The sequence below is a fragment of the Devosia sp. J20-27 genome (genome assembly GCF_055808595.1).
Genome location: NZ_CM147875.1, coordinates 3,679,081 through 3,695,984, shown reverse-complemented (window position 1 = coordinate 3,695,984; position 16,904 = coordinate 3,679,081). Strand labels below are relative to the sequence as shown.

Below are 16,904 nucleotides of genomic sequence, written 5' to 3'. Positions count from 1 at the left end.
TGGACTGCGGCAATGCGCGCGTCACCGATTGACATATCGCAATGCCATTTCTGCCAAAATGCCCCTATAGATGCAGCCCGCAAGTAACCCGGGTTCGCATGTTCTGGATTTTTGCCATCGCGATTACTGCGATCGCCTCCGCCGCACTCTATTATGCGGCTCGCGGTCGAACGGTCAACGCAGCGTCAGCACCGACTGACGACGCGACCACGGCGCATTTTCGCCTGCAGCTCAAGGAAATCGAGAACGACAGCGCCGCCGGCCGCCTGCAGGACGCCGAGGCGATCGCGGCGAAGGCCGAGCTGGCGCGCGAATTGCTGCGTCGCCAGGATCAGCCGGCAGCGGCTGCCCTGAAGGTGCAGGGCTGGGTCGTCTCCGGTGCCGTGCTGCTGACGGCTCTATTGGCCTTCGGCACCTACACCTTCCTGGGCAATCCCGGATTGCCGGCCCTGCCGCTGGCCGAGCGGCAGGTGGAAACCACCGGACTCAGCCTCGATGCGGCGCTGGCCACGATCGAGGCGCAGCTCGAAAAGGCGCCGGACGACGCCCGCGGCTGGACGGTGATTGCACCGGTCTACATGCAGCAGGGGCGCTATGCCGATGCCGAGCGCGCCTATCGCCAGCTGATTGCGCTCAGCGGCCCGTCTGCCGATCTCGAGACCAATCTGGGCGAGGCGCTGATGATGCAGAACGGCGGCAGTGCCACCGGTGCGCCGCTGGAGCTGTTCGAAAGCGCTGCGGCGCGCGATCCCCAGCACGTGCGCTCACGCTTCTATATCGCCAGCGAGTCGACCCGCAGCGGTGCCTATGAGGCGGCGATCCAGCAATGGACCGACCTGCTGGCGCTCGGCAATGGCACCGAGGCCTGGGTCGAGACGGCAAAGGCAGGACTTTCAGCCGCGCAGGCCGGCTTGAACGGCGACGCCCAGGTGCCGGATGATGCGGCGATCCGCGGCATGGTCGAAGGCCTCGGCGCGCGGCTTTATGAGAGTGGCGGCAGCGTCGAGGAATGGACCCGGCTGGTACGGTCGCGGCTGGTGCTCGGCCAGACCGCCGAAGCCCAGGACGCCTACGAGAAGGCCCGCGCTGCCTATCCCGATCCGGCGCAGCGTCAGGAACTCGATGTGCTCGCCGCCGACAATGGACTGGTCAGTTCCAAGGAGCCGATGTGACCCGCAAGCAGAAACGCCTCGCTACCATTGCCGGACTGGGTGCCGTGCTGGCCGTCGCTGTCGGGCTGATCCTCTATGCGCTGTCGTCCCAGATCAGCTTTTTCTATTCTCCCAGCCAGGCCAGGGAGGCTGCGGTGGCGCCCGGAACGGCGTTCCGCCTTGGCGGCCTGGTCAAGGACGGCAGCTGGAAAAAGACCGGCGAAGCCAGCGATTTCATCGTCACCGACGGCGAGACCGAACTCAGCGTGCACTTTGTCGGCCTGCTGCCCGATCTCTTCCGCGAGGGGCAGGGCATTGTCGCCGACGGGACACTGGCCAATGACGGCACGTTTGCCGCCAGCCGTGTGCTCGCCAAGCATGACGAGAACTACATGCCCAAGGAAGTCGTCGAGGAACTCAAGGCGCGCGGCGAATGGCAGCGCGAGGGAGCCGGGACCTGATGTCGATCGAACTCGGCCACTTCGCGCTCATTCTGGCGACGGCCATTGCGTCCGTATCGGCCGTGCTGGGCTACGCCTACTGGCGCGGCGGGGCGCGGGTTGCCGGCTATCTGCAACAGGGCGCCGTGCTGCAGTTCCTGCTGGTCGCAGCGGCCTTTGCCACGCTGATCCAGGCCTTCCTGAACTCCGACTTCTCGTTGCTGCTGGCGGCTGAGCATTCGCATTCGGACCAGCCGCTGCTCTACAAGATCACCTCGGTCTGGGGCAATCACGAAGGCTCCATGGTGCTCTGGGTGATGATCCTGGTGCTGATGGGCGCCGCGGTGGCAGCCTTTGGCCGAACGCTGCCCAAGGACCTGCTGACGCTGGTGCTGGCAACGCAAAGCCTGCTGGCCGCCGCCTTCGGTGCCTTCACGCTGTTCACGTCCAATCCCTTTACCCGGCTCGACCCGGCTCCGTTCCAGGGCCAGGACCTCAATCCGGTGCTGCAGGACATCGGCCTCGCGATCCATCCTCCGCTGCTCTACACCGGCTATGTCGGCTTCTCGATCTGCTTCTCGTTTGCCGTGGCAGCACTGATCTCGGGTCGTATCGATACCGCCTGGGCCCGCTGGGTGCGGCCGTGGACGCTGCTCTCCTGGGTGTTCCTGACCCTCGGTATCGCCATGGGCTCGTACTGGGCCTATTACGAACTCGGCTGGGGCGGCTGGTGGTTCTGGGATCCGGTGGAGAACGCCAGCTTCATGCCCTGGCTCGCCGGTACGGCGCTGCTGCATTCGGCCCTGGTGATGGAAAAGCGCAACGCGCTCAAGATCTGGACGGTGTTCCTCTCGATCATCACCTTCTCGCTGTCGCTGCTCGGCACCTTCCTCGTCCGCTCCGGCATCCTGACCTCGGTGCATACCTTCGCCTCGGATCCGACGCGCGGACTGGTCATCCTGGCACTCCTCGCCGCGGTGATCGGCGGCGCCTTCGCACTCTTTGCCTTCCGTTCGCAGAGCCTGAAATCGGGCGGCCTGTTTGCGCCGGTGAGCCGCGAGGGTGCGCTGATCCTCAACAACCTGCTGCTTGCCTCGGCGACGGTGGCAGTTCTGGTAGGGACGCTTTATCCGCTGCTGCTCGATGCGCTGGGCGGCCAGACGATTTCGGTGGGGGCACCGTTCTTCGACCTGACCTTCGGGGCGATCATGGCGCCGCTGCTGGTCATCCTGCCGTTCGGGCCATTCCTGGCATGGAAGCGGGCTGATCTGGTGGCCGTCACCCAGCGCCTCGCCTGGGTCGCCGGGTTGGCGCTGTTTGTCACCATCCTGTTCTTTGCGCTGCGTGGCGGCTCGGTGTCGCTGGCGCCGCTCGGGCTTTTCCTCGGCTTCTGGGTGGCCATCGGCGCGCTGGCCGAACTGCAGGACCGGGCGAAATTCTTCCGCACCGACATCGGCACCAGCTTCCGTCGCCTCTTCGGCCTGCCGCGCACCGCGTGGTCAACCGCACTGGCGCATTTCGGCCTCGGCATCTCGGTGATCGGCATCGTTTCGGCCTCGGCCTGGCAGAGCGAAGTGGTGACTACCATGACGCCCGGGCAGTCGGCGGAAATCGCCGGCTTTACGGTGACGTTCAACAGTCTCGAGGACGTCGCCGGCCCCAACTTCCGCAGCCAGACCGGCTCCTTCACCGTGGCCGGGCCGGAGGGCGGCCTGCGCCAGCCGACACCGGAGCGCCGAATCTATGCCGCCAGCGGCATGCCGACCACCGAAGCGGCCATCGAAACCTACGGCTTCTCACAGCTCTACATGCAGCTGGGCGAGGCCCAGGACGATGGCAGCCAGGTGGTGCGGCTCTGGTACAAGCCGTTCGTGACGCTGATCTGGCTGGGCGCGCTGCTGATGGCCGGGGCAGGGGTGATCTCGCTCTCCTATCGGCGTCTGCGCGTCGGGGCGCCACGTCCATCGCACAAGCCGGTGGCCGCCCAATGAGACGGTTGCTCGCCGCGCTGCTGCTGCTGCTGGCGACGCTGCCGGCCTTCGCGGTCAATCCCGACGAGATGCTGGACGATCCGGCGCTGGAGGCACGGGCGCGCGCCATTTCCGGCGACCTGCGCTGCCTTGTCTGCCAGAACCAGTCGATTGACGACAGCGACGCCGATCTGGCGCGCGACCTGCGTATCCTGGTGCGCGAGCGGCTCAGCGCCGGCGATAGCGATGGCGAGGCCGTGCAGTACATTGTCGATCGCTATGGCGAGTACGTGCTGCTCAACCCGCGGATGGGTCCGCACACGCTGCTGCTGTGGATCACCGCGCCGCTGGTGCTGCTGATCGGTGGCATCGGCGTGTTCATCGGCCTGCGCCGCCGTCGCGCCGCACCGTCCCCGCAGGCCGAACTGTCGGCCGAAGAAGCCCGCGCCCTGGAAAAGCTCGAGCGCTAGCTGCCGCCGCTTCTTGCCGGGCGGGGTTTTGCGGCGTATCCAGCCGGCGTGCCCCTCTCCGAGTTCCTCCCCGCCGGTCTCGATCCCCTGATGGCGCTGACGCTGGTCGCGCTCAGCTTCGTGTCGTCGCTGATTACCGCCACCTTCAGCCTGGGTGGCGGCATCCTGATGCTGGCCATGCTGGCCTCGGTTTTCCCGCCGGCAATCGTCGTACCCTTGCATGGCGCCATCCAGCTCGGCTCCAATGCCGGCCGGACACTGCTGCAGCGCGCCCATGTGCAGTGGAACCTGGTGCTCTGGATGTCGCTGGGTGCTGCCATCGGCACGGTGGCCGGCGGCCAGTTTGCCAATCTCCTGCCCGAACAGCTTTTCACCGCCCTGATCGGCGCCTTCATCCTCGTGTCCGTCTGGTTGCCGCAGCCGAGGGTCGTGGGCACCAGCCGGGCAGCTCAGGTGGCCGGCGGCGCCGTGATCGGGGCATTGTCGATGCTGGTCGGGGCGACGGGGCCGCTGGTGGCGGTGTTTCTGCGGGGCCTGCCGGTGCGCCAGCACCTCGTGGCCACCCACGCCATGCTGATGACCTTCCAGAACAGCTTCAAGGTCATCGTCTTTGTGGCGCTGGGCTTTGCCTTTGCCAGCTATCTCCCGCTGATTCTCGTGATGGTCGTCGCCGGCTTCGGCGGCACGGCATTAGGCAGCCGCTTTCTGCTCCGCGTGCCCGAAGCGGCGTTTCGCTGGGGCTTCAAGATCGTCCTCAGCCTGGTGGCGCTGAACCTCGTGCGCGGCGCCGTGTTCGCCTGACCGGCGGCCAGTTTCGGCAATGCCGGGCCAATCTGGGCAATATTGAGCAACATTACGGAACGTTAATGCGGGCGTCACAGTGCGGAAAGGCGACGCGTTGCAAGAGTCCCTGCAACTGTTGAGACGCTCAAAGGAGAATATCTAGATGCGCACCGGTTTCCTGTCTCGCACCCGCAAGTGGATTGGCGCCTCGGCGCTGGCCATTCTGGTCGGCGTCGGCGGCGGTTCGGCCTTCCTGGCCACTTCCAGCCCCAGTGCTTTCGCCCAGGTCCAGCCTGCGGCCCAGATCACCCTGCCCACCGAAGTCACCCCCACCAGCTTTGCCGACCTCGTCGACGCCGTGAAGCCGGCCGTGGTCTCCATCGTCGTTGAAGGCGATGATGCCAGCCGCAACCTGCGGTCGGGCGGCCGTCAGTTCAACTTCCAGTTCCCCGACCTGCCCGATGGCGACCTGCGCGACTTCCTCGAGCAGTTTGGCCAGCAGTTCGGTCAGGGCGACCGCGGCGCCCCGCAGCAGCGCGCACCGGCCCGCAAGTTCATGGCGGCCGGCTCCGGCTTTGCCATTTCGGCCGACGGCTACATCGTCACCAACAACCACGTGGTCGAGAACGCCAGCAAGGTGACGGTGATCTTTGACGATGGCGACGAAAAGACCGCCACCGTTGTCGGCACCGACAAGCGCACCGATCTCGCTGTGGTCAAGGTCGATGATGTCTCCGACCTGCCTTATGTCGATTTCACCACCGAGGACGTCCGCGTCGGCGACTGGGTCGTTGCCGTCGGCAATCCCTTCGGTCTGGGCGGCACGGTGACGGCCGGTATCGTTTCGGCCCGTGGCCGCGACATCGCCGGCTCGTCGCAGGGCGACTTCCTGCAGATCGACGCTGCCGTCAACACCGGCAACTCGGGTGGCCCGGCCTTCAACCTCAAGGGCGAAGTGGTCGGCGTCAACACGGCGATCTTCTCGCCAAATGGCGGCAATGTCGGCATCGCCTTCGCCATTCCGTCCGATATCGTCAAGCAGGTGGCCAACCAGTTGATCAAGAGCGGCACGGTTGTTCGCGGCTATCTCGGCGTCGGCATCCAGGATGTCAGCCGCGATATCGCCGACAGCGTCGGTCTCGACTCCCCGCGTGGCGCCCTCGTCACCGAGCCGGCCGCCGATGGCCCCGGCAAGGCTGCCGGCATCAAGTCGGGCGACATCATCACTGAGGTCGACGGAAAGTCGATCAGCAATGCGCTCGCCCTGTCGCGCACCATTGCCAGCAAGGACCCCGGCACCGAGGTTGACCTCACCGTGTTCCGCGATGGCGAGGAAACCAGCATCAAGGTGACGCTCGGCAAGCTGAACGAAGACGTCGCTGCCGCTGCCGAAGAAGAGCAGCCCGCGCCGGCCGAGGAACCTGCCGCTCCCGCTCCATCGAGCGTTGGCGTGACCGTTGTCCCCAATGGCGATGGTGAAGGCCTGCTGGTGCAGGACATCGATCCGTCCTCGATCGCAGCCGAGAAGGGGTTTGCCGTCGGCGATGCCATCCTCGAAGTCGACAACAAGAAGGTGGCGACCGCCGCCGAGTTCGAGGACGCCATCCAGGGCGTCAAGGACAGCGGCCGCAACACCGCCCTGATCAAGGCCGAACGCGGCGGCAATGTCCGCTATCTCGGCCTGCCGCTCGACGCGTCCAACTAAGACGCAGCACGCGTGGTCCCGGGGCTCGCCCCGGGACCATTCCGTTTCGACGTTCCGGCGAAGGCCGCAGTCAGTCAGGGGTTAGTCCGCGTATCTGGAGCCCTGTGTCCTGCCTCCGCCAGGCAGCACGATTGCGGTCTTCACCGGAACGGCGCTATCCCTTTCTGATCAGGCCGAGGGCGACCCATGAAGATCCTGCTGATCGAAGACGACCGTGAGGCGGCGAGCTACCTGATCCAGGCGCTCGACGAGGCCGGGCACGTCACCCATCATGCCAGCGACGGCGAGACCGGCTATGCCATGGCCTCGAGCATGGACTACGACGTGCTGATCGTGGACCGCATGCTGCCGCGCCGCGACGGACTGTCGATCATCGAGTCACTGCGCGCCGAGGACGACAAGACCCCGGTGCTCATCCTCTCGGCGCTCGGTGAAGTCGACGACCGCGTCACCGGACTGCGGGCCGGCGGCGACGACTATCTGGTCAAGCCTTATGCCTTTACCGAACTGCTGGCCCGCATCGAAGTGCTGGCCCGCCGTTCCAGCCCGGCCGAGGCCGCCACCAGCTTCGAGGTGGGCGGCCTGTCGCTGGACCGCCTGAGCCGCAAGGTCGAACGCGAAGGCGAAAGCATCCTGCTGCAGCCGCGCGAGTTCCGTCTGCTCGAATACCTGATGAAAAATGCCGGCAAGGTGGTGACCCGCACCATGCTGCTCGAAAATGTCTGGGACTATCACTTCGATCCGCAGACCAATGTCATCGACGTGCACATGTCCCGCCTGCGCAGCAAGATCGACAAGGGTTTCGCCAGCCCGCTGCTGCACACCATTCGCGGTGCCGGCTACATGATCCGGGACTAGCCAGCACCTTGAACAGGATCATCCAGCTCTGGCGCACGTCCACCGTCCGCCTGACCGCGCTCTTCATTGTCATTTTCGTCGTCTTCTCGGTGCTGCTGCTGGCGATCATCTCGTATCAGTCGAGCATCCAGATCCAGACCCAGCAGTCCAACGACATCGACCGGGAAGTGACCCAGCTCGAACGCGTCGACCGCGAGCGCGGTTTCCGCGCTACCATCGTGGCCGTCGAGCGCCTGTCGCGCCAGCCGGGACCCGGCGTCTACTATCTGGGAACCGACGCCGGCCTGATGATCACCGGCAACGTCTCCGACCTGCCGCTCAACGTGCTCAAGGAACCGGGCACCTTCAGCTTCAACTACGCCCTGTCGCGGCCGTTCGACGGCGAGCCCGACGACAAGCGCGAAGGCAACGCCATGGTGCGCTCCACCGTGCTGACCAGCGGCCTGATCCTTGTGGTCGGACGTGATGTGGTGGAGCGGCGCGGCTTTACCGCGATCATCTTCCAGAGCTTCCTGTTCGGCGTCGGCGGCATCCTGGTGTTCTCGCTGATTGCCGGCGGCATCACCGCGGTGCGCGTGCTGCGCCGCATCGACACCATTGCCTCGACCTCCCGCAAGATCATGTCAGGCAATCTCTCCGAGCGGGTGCCGCTGACCAAGCGCAATGACGAGTTCGACGAGCTGGCCCAGAACCTCAACCAGATGCTCGACCGGATCGAGCAGTTGATGGCCGGGCTCAAGGAAGTGACCGACAACGTCGCGCACGACCTCAAGACGCCGCTGACCCGGATGCGCAATCGCGCCGAGGCAGCGCTGCGCGACAGCCACAGCGAAGAGGCGCGCCGCGAGGCACTCGAAACGGTGATCGGCGAGAGTGATCAGTTGATCAAGACCTTCAACGCGCTGCTGATGATTGCCCGCGCCGAGGCCGGGGCGCCTTCGGGCGCCTTTGCCGAAGTCGACCTCAGTGCCGTGGCCGCCGACGTTGCCGAGCTCTATGGCCCCGTGGCCGAGGACGCCGGGATCGACCTCGAGACGGAGGTGACCGAAGGCATCAAGGCGCGCGCCAACCGCGAACTGATCGGCCAGGCGCTGGTCAACCTGGTCGAGAACGCGCTGAAATATTACGAGCCCGCCGAGGGCAAGACGGGCCGGATCAAGGTCGGCATCCGCGTCGTCGATGGCCGGGTGCTGATCGAGGTCAGCGACAACGGTCCGGGCATCGCGCCGGAGGATCGCGAACGAGTGCTCGAGCGTTTCGTCCGGCTGGAAAAGAGCCGCACCGAGCCCGGCTCGGGACTCGGGCTGTCGCTGGTCGCCGCCGTCGCCCGGCTACACAAGGGCGAGTTCCGCATCGAGGACAACATGCCCGGTGTACGGGCCATCATCGATCTGCCGGCGGACTGACCGCGTCAGAGCCTAGTGTTGGGTCGGTACCGAGGTCTCGCCCACGCCGATGCCCGACACCTTGCCGCCCTTGAGGGTGTAGCCGATATACTGGGCGATATTGGCATAGCCACCCGGCCGGTCGACGCGGTAGCTGACCTTGCTGCCCGAGGCCGCGCCGAACGCCGCCTTGAGGTCGGCGGCACTGGCGCCCAGCCCCGGGATGCCAAGATCGGGAACAGCGAATTCCGCAGGTGCCGTATCGCAGCCGGCCGCCGGGCGCGTACTGGCTTCAGCCGCCACCATCATCACGAATTCATAGCCGCCCAGGGCGTTGGAGACGAACCACACCGTGGCGCCTTCGGTATTGTAGCAGAGCCAGTCGGCCCGCTCCGCGCCATCACCTTCCTGCTGCAGTGTGCCGCCGAAGGCCTTCTGCACATCCTTCAGCCGCGTCGTCTGCAGTGCCATCTTGAGCTTGCCCACGGTGATGGCGCTGACGGGGGTCTTTTCCAGGTTTGCCTTGCTGAAATTGAAGGTATTGCCAAAGATCGCCTTGCCCATGCCGCCCAGCGAGGCAGCCGCGACGGGCAGGGCGCACGCCAGCGACAGGGCGGCTACAACAGCAACAGAGACAAGGCGCATGGGAACTCGCAGGGCTGGTTTTCGCGCCGGAAGATAGCGGGCTCCGTGCCGAAATCCAGTGACATTTGCGGCCAGTGCGCTATCGATCGGAAATGACCGCCTCGCTCGACACGCTTCTCGCTTCTGCCCCGTATCTGGCGGACCTTGCCCAACTGCATGGCGCCTGGCTTGACCAGGCACTGGCGGAGCCCGATGCGGCACTTGCCGCGCTGCTCGCCGATCTGCGCGCCCAAGGCGTTGCCGCCAGCGAGGAGCCGTCGGTGTCGCAGGCCCTGCGCGTCGCCAAGGGCCGCGTTGCCCTGCTTGCGGCGGCGGCCGAGGTGACCGGCGTCTGGAGCACGGCGCAATCGACCGCGGCATTGTCCGACCTCGCCGATGCGGCGCTCGATGCGGGCCTCGACTTCCTGATGCGCAAGGCTGCGGAAAAGGGCGACGTTGTCCCCGAGTTTGCCAGCGCGGCCAAATCCGGCCTCGCCATCTTTGCGCTCGGCAAGCATGGCGGCCGGGAACTCAACTACTCCAGCGACATCGACATCGTTGCCTTCTTCGACCCATCCACACCCGTGCTGACCGACCCGTACGAGTGCACCAAGATCTACACGCGCATTGTCCAGAAGCTGGCGGCGCTGATGATGGATCGCACCGAGCACGGCTATGTGTTTCGCACCGACCTGCGGCTGCGGCCCGATCCCGGCTCGACGCCGGTGGCGCTGCCGATCGAGGCGGCGCTGACCTATTACGAGGCTCGCGGCCAGAACTGGGAGCGCGCCGCCTGGATCAAGGCGCGGCCCTGCGCCGGCGACATCGCTGTCGGCGAAGCCTTCCTCACCGAACTCGCGCCCTATATCTGGCGCAAGCACCTCGACTTCGCCACCATTGCCGATATCCAGGCGATGAAGCGGCAGATCAACATCGCCAAGAATGTCGGCGACATCCGGGTCGAGGGGCACAACGTCAAGCTCGGGCTCGGCGGCATTCGCGAGATCGAATTCTTCACCCAGACCCAGCAGCTGATCGCAGGCGGCCGCGACCGTTCGCTGCGCGTGCGGCCGACGACCGAAGCGCTGGCGGCGCTGGCGGCAGCCAACTGGATTTCGCCGACGGCGCGCGACGAGCTGACTGCGACCTATTGGTTCCTGCGCGGGGTCGAGAACCGGCTGCAGATGCTGCGCGACGAGCAGACCCACGTGATGCCCGAGACCCCGGCCGAGGTCGCCACCATCGCGACGCTGATGGGCGAAGCGGATTTGCCTGCATTTGAAAAGCGTTACCGCGACGCGTTGACTCTGGTTGTCGGTTACTACTCGGAGCTGTTCACCGAAGGCGAGACCCTGGGGAGCATCGACGGCAACCTGGTCTTTACCGGGTCCGACGACGATCCCGGGACGCTCGAAACCCTTTCGCACATGGGCTTCAAGGAACCGGCCAAGGCGTCGGCAATCATTCGCAAGTGGCACTATGGCAGCTACGCCGCGACCCGCACCTCGGCGGCGCGCGCGCATCTGACCGAGCTGCTCCCGGCGCTGCTGACCACCATCGCCGGAGCTGGCAATGCCGACGAGGCGATGCTGCGCTTCGACAACTTCCTGTCGCGCCTGCCGGCGGGAGTGCAGTTGTTCTCGCTGCTGCGCCAGCACGAGAACCTGCGCAGTCTGCTGATCGCGCTGATGGCCTCGGCGCCGCGCATGGCCGATGCGGTCATCCACCGTGCCCATGTCATGGATGGCCTGATCGACCCGGCCTTTGCCGACGACGTGCGGCGGCGCAAGCTGCTGGTCAAGAAGGTGGGCGCCTTCCTGGACGAGGCCCGCGACTACCAGGACCTGATCGATCGGGCCCGGATCATCGGCCAGGAACAGAAGTTCCTGATCGCTGCCGGCCTGCTCTCGGGCACCATGACCGCCGAGCGGGCCGGGGAGCAGTTCACGGCGCTGGCCGAGACGCTGCTCGATCACCTCTTTGATGCCGTGCGTGCCGAGTTCGCCAAGCGCCACGGCACCATCCCCGGAGCGCGCGCGGCGCTGCTGGCTTTCGGCAAGATGGCGAGCCGCGAGATGACGGTCAGCTCCGATCTCGATTTCATCCTGCTCTACGACCAGCAGCAGGAGGCCGACGAGTCCGATGGCGAAAAGCCGCTGAGCGTGAATCAGTACTTTACCCGGCTGACCCAACGCCTTGTGGCAGCAATCACTTCGCCGACGTCCGAGGGTGTGCTCTACGAGGCTGATATGCGCCTGCGTCCGTCGGGCAATGCCGGGCCGCTGGCGACCGGCATGCCGGGATTCATCATCTACCACCACGAGAACGCCTGGACCTGGGAACATCTGGCACTGAGCCGCGCCCGGGTGATGGTGGCCGATGACGGGCTGGGCGAGCGGATCGAGACGACGTTGCAGGAAATCCTGTCACGGCCGCGCGACGTGCCCAAGACCATTGATGACGTCGTGTCGATGCGGGCCCTGATGGCGCGCGAGCGGCGGCCGCGTCATCCGTTCGATCTGAAGCTGGCGGCCGGCGGCCTGGTCGACCTCGAGTTCATTGCCCAGTCGGCGCAACTGGTGGCGCGCCAGCAGGTCGATGCGCCGCATGCGCGAACCGATGCGGTGCTGCAGCGCCTCGCGCTGACCGGGCTGCTGCCCGAAGGCGAACGGCTGGCCGAGATCTACCGCACCTATGCGACGGTGCTGCAGGTCATGAGTGCCGCGCTGGTGGCGCCGTTCAAGGACAGCGGCTGGACCGACGCCTTCCGCGAACTGCTGGCACAGCGCACCAACAGCCCCAGTTTCGAGCGTCTCGAAGCCGACCTCAAGGACATGCAGACCGAAGTCAGTGCGGCAGCGACGAAATGGTACGAGAAGGCCCGGTCGCTTTAGGCGGCCGCGGCGGCGGGCAGGTCCATGGCCGGCTGCAGCGGCAGCGAAACGGCCACGGTTGTGCCGATGCCCAGGCGGCTGTCGATGGCCAGTCGTCCGCCGCTGGTTTCGGCAATGGCGCGGGCGATAGCCACACCCAGCCCGGCGCCGCTCTGCTGCCGGGTGAGCACGTCATCGCGGAAGGCAAAGGGTTGTGACAGGGTTTCGAGCCGTTCAGGGGGAATACCGATTCCGGTGTCGGTGATTTCGAGCACCACGCCATCGCTTGCGGCATAGGCGGCCAGTGTCACCTTGCCGCCGCTCGGCGTGAAGCGGAGGGCGTTGTCGACCAGATTGGCCACCATCCGTTCCAGCGAGAACCGGTCGCCCACGATCGAGGCCTGGCAGCGCTCGCCGATGCGCAAGGTCAGGCCCGCGCGGCTGGCCTGGCTGGAAAAGCGTCGTGCCGCCGCCTGCAGCAGGTCGTCCGCGCCCATCCGTTCGAGACGTTGCGGCCGCCGGCCGGCTTCCAGTTCGGCCAGTTCGAGGATCGAGGCGAAGTAGGAGAGCAGACGTTCGCCCGAGCCCTTCATGGCGTCGACATAGTTGACGTAGCGCGGGTCGCCCAACGCGCCGTAGGTCTGCTGCCGCATCAGGTCGGCAAAGCCGATGATGTGGTTGAGGGGGGTGCGGATGTCGTGGGAGAGGTGGGCGAGGAAGGCTGTCTTGGCGCGGTTGGCAGCCTCGGCCTTGAGCTTTTCCTCGTGATAGCGGCGGGCCAGCAGGCGCTGCTCCTCACGGATGGTGGCCAGCAGCTGGTCGGTGCGACGCGAGGCCGTGACGTCCGAGATCAGGGTGATGAACGTGCCGTTGCCCAGCGGGCGCTCGTCGATAAGGAGGCAGGAATCGTCGCTGCGATGCAGTTCCAGGAGGCGGTTCTTGTCATTCTCGCGCAGCAGTTGCGTGTAGCCGCCAATGGTCAGCTGCCTGATCGACTGAAGATAGCGGGTGCCGGCCGGGAACTCGCCGGTCTTGAGGTTCAGCCGGGCCCGAAACTGCTCATTGCAGCTGATCAGGTCGCCTTCGGCGGTCCAGCAGGCAACCCCGAACGGGATCGACGACATCAGCGCGTGACAGTCAATCGGCGGTTCCGGCCTGACTGCGGCCGGTCGGCGCATCCAGGCGAGCCCCGAGATCAGCAGTGCCAGCGCAAAGGCGGCGAGGCCGCGCTGCGTGACGCCATCGAGGTTGGTTTCGGTCTGCGACAGCGCCGCGACGGGCCCCTGTGCAACAGCGATCTGCGCGATCAGCGCCTTCCGGCTGCTGTCCTCGTCGATTGTGCGCTGCAGGTCCATGCCGACCGACAGCACGGCAGCGAACAGCGCGGCGACGGTAATCAGCAGCGTGGCGGCGGGCGGAAACCGAAGCTGGTTGGTCCGCGCGCCACTGTAGGCCGGCGGAGGTTGCGGATGATCGAATCCTTCACCTCCGACGTCGGATGGCCTTGCCGACACCATGAAATAGTCCTCGCAGTTTTAGTATTCGCCCCGGCGGTGATTTGCACCGCGAAGCAACTTTGAATCAGCGCTGCGACGCTGTCCAGTAGGGCCTAAACGGCCGTCCGGGTCGTTCGGGAATTTCGTGAGTCCGCAGAGTCACTTACGCAGGGAAGAAAAATTCTTCCAAATTTAGGTTCTGTTAACCAGCCAGCGTTCGCTCGAGAATGTCGGCGGCGTTGCGGCTCAAGGAACCGGAATCCTGCAGCGATTTCAGAGCGGATTCCGCGAGCTCGCGACGCCCCGGCTCGAGGCTGCGCCAGATGCGGAAGCTGGTGAGCACACGGGCTGCGACCTGCGGGTTGCGCGTATCGACATCCGCAACGAACTCGGTGACGAAACGGAACCCTTCGCCGTCGGGACGGGCGAACTGCACCAGATTGGCGTTGGCGAAGGTATAGACCAGCGCGCGCAGGCGGTTGGGATTGTTCTTGGGGAAGTCGGGGTCGGCCAGGATGGCGCGCAGCCGCGCGATGGTCTCGTCATGCGCCGGGGCGCTGTTGAGCATCAGCCACTTGTCGAACACCAGTGGGTCGGCAGTGTACATGGTACGGAAGTCGCCGAGCAGGCCGGCGGCTTGCGGCGTCCAGACTGCAACCGAGGCCCGCAGCGCGCCGAAGCGATCGGTCATGTTCTGCGCCGTGCGGTACTGCGCGGCAGCCAGTTCCGCGCCCCTTTCCGGCAGGCCGCGGACCAGATAGTCGAGCGCCATGTTCTTCAGCGACCGCTTGCCCGACTGGGCAGGGGACGGGGCGTAGGCCTCGCTGTCCTGGGTGCGCTCGTAGACGCGCTCGAGCGCCTCGCCGGCGCGATCGGCGATCTGCACGATCATGGCATTGCGCGCGTCGAGAATGGCGCTTGGATCGACATCGCTGCCCTTGGCCTGCGCAATCTCGGGGACGCTGGGCAGGGTGATGGCGAGTGCCTTGAAGGCATCGTCCAGCGTCTCGCTGGTCGCCGTCTGTTCGATCGCCTCGGCAAGGCCGGTGATCTGCGCCTCGCTCCACGGCTTACCGCCGGCAGCATTGACCAGCAGCCCCATCGAGACGTCCTGCAACGCCTGCCAGCGCCCGAACGGATCTTCGTCGTGACGGGCCAAAAACAGCCGGTCGGCCTCTGTGGCATTCGACCTGATCTTCACCGGAGCCGAGAAGTCGCGGAACAGCGACGGCACGGGCCGGTTCGCAATGCCGGTGAACGTCAGCGTGGCGCTGTCGGTGTCGAGGACGATCATGTCGCCTTCGACCCGGCCGCCGCTGACGCCGGTCCAGGTCATCGGGCTGCCATTGGGGCCGATCAGACCAAACTTGACCGGTACCACCATCCCCTGCTTGTCAGGCTGGTCGGGGGTCGGCGCGGTGTGCTGTGTCAGGGTCAGCGTATAGGTCTGGGCAGCAGCGTCGTAGCTGTCGGTGACGGTCACCTCGGGTGTGCCGGCCTGCAGGTACCACTGGCCGAACTGCGCCAGGTCGACGCCATTGGCGTCCTCGAACACCTTGAGGAAGGCCTCGATCGTGGTGGCCTCGCCGTCATGGCGCTCGAAATAGAGGTCCATGCCCTTGCGGAAGCCGGCCTCGCCGAGCAGCGTCGCCAGCATGCGGACGATCTCGGCGCCCTTCTCGTAGACCGTGGTCGTATAGAAGTTGCTGATTTCCTTGTACTGGCTCGGCCGCGCCGGGTGGGCGAGGGGGCCCCCGTCCTCGGGGAACTGCGCCGTGCGCAGCAGCCGCACGTCGCTGATGCGCTTGACCGGGCGCGAGCGCTCGTCCGACGAGAATTCCTGGTCGCGATAGACGGTCAGGCCTTCCTTGAGGCAGAGCTGGAACCAGTCGCGGCAGGTGATGCGATTGCCGGTCCAGTTGTGGAAATACTCGTGCGCAATGACCCGTTCGACGCCGTCATAGTCGGCATCGGTCGCCGACTCGGGCGAGACGAACACCACCTTGTCGTTGAAGATGTTGAGGCCCTTGTTCTCCATTGCGCCGAAATTGAAGTCGGAGACGGCGACGATATTGAAGATGTCGAGGTCGTACTCGCGCCCGAAACGCCGCTCGTCCCAGGCCATCGAGCGCTTGAGCGAGTCCATCGCCCAGGTGCACTGGTCTTCCTTGCCATGCGCACAATAGATGCCCAGCGCTACCTCGCGGCCAGAGGCCGTCGTGAAGCTGTCATGGATTGAGCCGAGATCACCGGCGACCATGGCAAACAGATAGGCGGGCTTGGGGTGCGGATCCTCCCAGACGGCGAAGTGACGACCATTGGGCTCGTCGCCGCTGTCGACCAGATTGCCGTTCGCCAGCAGCACCGGCGCCAGCGCCTTGTCGGCATGCATGCGCACCTTGAAGACAGCGAGATTGTCGGGCCGGTCGAGGAAATAGGTGATGCGGCGGAACCCCTCCGGCTCGCACTGCGTGCACCAGGTGCCGTTCGAGCGGTAGAGACCCATCAGCCGCGTATTCTTCTCGGGCTCGATCTCGACTTCGGTTTCCAGCACGAAGCGCTTCTTCGGCGGCTCGAGCACGGTGAGCGTGGTCGGCGTCGTGTCATAGGCGGTCAGCGCCAGCGGCAGTCCGTCAATGGCGATGGAGTGGAGCGTCAGTCCGTCACCATCCAGGATCAGCGGTGTACCGGGTGGCGTACCCTCGCGCGGCACCACGGTCAGCAGGGCGCGCACCTGGGCCAGACCGGGCTCGATCCTCACGTCAAGGTCGACACGCTCCACCATATAGGGGGCGGGGACGTAGTCCTTGAGGTAGATGGTGTGTTCGTCTTCAGCGCGCATCATTCACTCCGCAGGGCGTCAACTCGTAACTCGTTATCTGATTGTGGCAGTGGCGCAACAGCCGACTCCGACAGTTCGTGTATTCTGACGGGCTGTGAACGACTGAATAGCCATACTTCCTGCCAACCGCGGCAGCATTGGGGTGGCCGGTCGGATCTCAGCTCGCACCTCCGTCATGTCAATTGTGGGCATGCCGCGTGCGAAATCCAGCATAGCCCGCGCGGCGAGTTTTTGCATCGGAACGTTTTCGCGCTTGACCTCAACAGGTGTTGAGGTTGTAGCGCAGCACGTGTCGTGCGTCGGAGGA

Annotated in this window: 12 protein-coding genes; 9 read left to right on the top strand and 3 right to left on the bottom strand. The window is 65.7% G+C overall.

Annotated features, from left to right (window positions below; translation table 11 throughout):
* Positions 1-98: 98 nt before the first annotated feature.
* The 8 genes from ccmI (at position 99) to AC0L4C_RS18250 (ending at position 8,783) form a co-directional block, all read left to right on the top strand.
* Positions 99-1,172, top strand: coding sequence for a c-type cytochrome biogenesis protein CcmI (ccmI, locus tag AC0L4C_RS18285; protein WP_473401158.1), 1,074 nt, complete (start codon positions 99-101; stop codon positions 1,170-1,172).
* A complete protein-coding gene (ccmE, locus tag AC0L4C_RS18280) occupies positions 1,169-1,612 on the top strand; it encodes a cytochrome c maturation protein CcmE (RefSeq protein WP_473401157.1) in 444 nt (147 codons plus the stop codon). Before ccmI ends, ccmE begins: the two co-directional genes overlap by 4 nt.
* On the top strand, positions 1,612-3,582 hold the full coding sequence (locus AC0L4C_RS18275) for a heme lyase CcmF/NrfE family subunit (RefSeq protein WP_473401156.1): 1,971 nt from the start codon (positions 1,612-1,614) through the stop codon (positions 3,580-3,582). Before ccmE ends, AC0L4C_RS18275 begins: the two co-directional genes overlap by 1 nt.
* Entirely contained in the window at positions 3,579-4,031 is a 453-nt protein-coding gene (locus AC0L4C_RS18270; protein WP_473401155.1) for a cytochrome c-type biogenesis protein, read from the top strand. Before AC0L4C_RS18275 ends, AC0L4C_RS18270 begins: the two co-directional genes overlap by 4 nt.
* Before the next feature lie 48 nt (positions 4,032-4,079).
* Positions 4,080-4,832: a sulfite exporter TauE/SafE family protein gene (locus AC0L4C_RS18265; RefSeq protein WP_473401153.1), complete on the top strand. Its 753-nt coding sequence runs from the start codon at positions 4,080-4,082 to the stop codon at positions 4,830-4,832.
* A gap of 145 nt (positions 4,833-4,977) precedes the next feature.
* Entirely contained in the window at positions 4,978-6,519 is a 1,542-nt protein-coding gene (locus AC0L4C_RS18260) for a Do family serine endopeptidase (protein WP_473401152.1), read from the top strand.
* A gap of 186 nt (positions 6,520-6,705) precedes the next feature.
* Positions 6,706-7,377, top strand: a complete 672-nt coding sequence (locus tag AC0L4C_RS18255) for a winged helix-turn-helix domain-containing protein (protein ID WP_473401151.1) — start codon at positions 6,706-6,708, stop codon at positions 7,375-7,377.
* Between the two features lie 8 nt (positions 7,378-7,385).
* Positions 7,386-8,783, top strand: coding sequence for a sensor histidine kinase (locus AC0L4C_RS18250; protein ID WP_473401150.1), 1,398 nt, complete (start codon positions 7,386-7,388; stop codon positions 8,781-8,783).
* Positions 8,784-8,795: 12 nt separating this feature from the next.
* Here the strand turns inward: AC0L4C_RS18250 and AC0L4C_RS18245 are convergent, their stop codons facing one another.
* Complete coding sequence (locus AC0L4C_RS18245) at positions 8,796-9,407, bottom strand: hypothetical protein (protein ID WP_473401149.1); 612 nt, start codon at positions 9,405-9,407, stop codon at positions 8,796-8,798.
* 92 nt (positions 9,408-9,499) lie between these two features.
* On the opposite strand from AC0L4C_RS18245, the gene AC0L4C_RS18240 reads away from it, so the two are divergent.
* Complete coding sequence (locus tag AC0L4C_RS18240) at positions 9,500-12,280, top strand: bifunctional [glutamine synthetase] adenylyltransferase/[glutamine synthetase]-adenylyl-L-tyrosine phosphorylase (RefSeq protein WP_473401148.1); 2,781 nt, start codon at positions 9,500-9,502, stop codon at positions 12,278-12,280.
* On the opposite strand, the gene AC0L4C_RS18235 is transcribed toward AC0L4C_RS18240, so the two are convergent.
* Positions 12,277-13,776, bottom strand: coding sequence for a sensor histidine kinase (locus AC0L4C_RS18235; protein ID WP_473401147.1), 1,500 nt, complete (start codon positions 13,774-13,776; stop codon positions 12,277-12,279). The genes AC0L4C_RS18240 and AC0L4C_RS18235 overlap by 4 nt on opposite strands.
* A 181-nt stretch (positions 13,777-13,957) precedes the next feature.
* Positions 13,958-16,600: an aminopeptidase N gene (pepN, locus tag AC0L4C_RS18230; RefSeq protein ID WP_473401146.1), complete on the bottom strand. Its 2,643-nt coding sequence runs from the start codon at positions 16,598-16,600 to the stop codon at positions 13,958-13,960.
* Positions 16,601-16,904 lie beyond the last annotated feature (304 nt).